General features: G+C 64.5%; 1 protein-coding gene. It reads left to right on the top strand.

Features of this window, described 5'->3' with window-relative positions:
• A partial coding sequence (locus L6D64_RS28195; RefSeq protein ID WP_276575187.1) for a T6SS effector BTH_I2691 family protein occupies positions 1–516 on the top strand: 516 nt, incomplete at both ends.

Below are 516 nucleotides of genomic sequence, written 5' to 3'. Positions count from 1 at the left end.
TCGGCCTGCGCACCTTGCGCAGCGGTTATCTCTACGTACTGCTCGACCAACGCATCTGGCACGCCTATGAAGTCACCGCGCAAGGCCACCTGCGCCGCTTTCTTCCCTACGAGCCAAACCCGGGGCCGCCACCGTCGCTGCCCGAGCACTGCATGTATGAGGACCACGACATCCCGTCGTCCTTCCTCAACATCGACACCGATACCTACGGCTCGGCCTGGCTGGCCTTTTCCAGCGATCCCTGGCCGGCCAGCGTGCTTGACGCCTACAAGGGCGGCCAGGCGCCTGCGCAGCGCTTCGAGGGCCTGGACCTGATCCAGGCGCGCAAGCACCCCGAACTGCTGGGCCTGGCCATGACCCCGGACAACCTCCAGGTCGACCGCCAGGTGTTCGAATATGCCCAGCAAGTGAACGGGCCGTTCGACAGTGCCCATGGTTTTCACAGCCGCTTCCTGCGCAAGACTGCCTTGCGCGGTTACCTGGTCAATGCCATGGCCCGGCACCAGCTTGAGAACG

Origin of the sequence: Pseudomonas urethralis (assembly GCF_021602465.1) — a bacterium.
GTDB classification, from domain to species: Bacteria; Pseudomonadota; Gammaproteobacteria; order Pseudomonadales; family Pseudomonadaceae; genus Aquipseudomonas; species Aquipseudomonas vlassakiae.
The sequence above is the reverse complement of the archived record's forward strand: the minus strand, read 5'-3'. Positions and strand labels throughout refer to the sequence as shown.